General features: G+C 42.8%; 2 protein-coding genes. One reads left to right on the forward strand and one right to left on the reverse strand.

Annotated features, from left to right (window positions below):
• Positions 1-112: 112 nt before the first annotated feature.
• Positions 113-451, reverse strand: a complete 339-nt coding sequence (locus BM613_RS15905) for a phage tail assembly chaperone (protein WP_109431872.1) — start codon at positions 449-451, stop codon at positions 113-115.
• Between BM613_RS15905 and BM613_RS15455 the strand changes: the two genes are divergently transcribed.
• Positions 415-652 (forward strand): hypothetical protein (locus BM613_RS15455; protein WP_219930733.1); only part of this gene is annotated, 238 nt, incomplete at its 3' end. The two genes, BM613_RS15905 and BM613_RS15455, sit on opposite strands and share 37 nt — an antisense overlap.

The following is a 652-nucleotide window of genomic DNA, read 5'->3' on the forward strand; positions in this document are numbered from 1 at the left end:
ACGGTTTTCGCCTTAGTCTCGGTGGCTCGGAGTGTTTGAAAAGGGCCCTCTGTTTCAGCATTCTGGATACCTTCAGCACGGACTCTAATGACGATGTCAGCTGCATCAGCCATTATTTACCTCCTTTATTATTGGTCTGAGCGTGTTGCATAAGTTCTTGTTGACGCCTAATATCAAATGCTTGCCGTTCAAGACAAATCTGCCGAATTAGTTCACGCTCTCTGAAATCAAGTTCTACACCTATATAATCTTGCCAGGCGTTAAATTCGCTGTAACTGAATTTATCACCATTATAAAAGTCAAGAAATAACTTGTAAATGTATCTGAGTTCGTGCGGTACGGAGCTGGATTCGTACTTTGCTAGTAAGGAGGGAGTCTTACCAGTGACTTTTTTAACGTGCTGGAGATGTTTAATTGTTGGAGTCTTACTGCCCGGCGGGCAACTGTGCAATTGCCATTCGAGCAGTAAGTGATCAATTAGCTTTTCGCGGGATCTTAGAAAAAAAGGGAATCTTGCGCTGCCAGACGATTGATGTCGTCATACGCAAACGGGTTATTATCAAAGAATTCAATAAGATTGTCTTCGTTGCATTCTTCTTCGAAGCTCCACGAGACCACCCTTTTACAAACAGCTCGCCTTTTTCTTTCTCTT

The sequence above is a fragment of the Sulfoacidibacillus thermotolerans genome (genome assembly GCF_003144315.1).
Taxonomy (GTDB): domain Bacteria; phylum Bacillota; class Bacilli; order Alicyclobacillales; family SLC66; genus Sulfoacidibacillus; species Sulfoacidibacillus thermotolerans.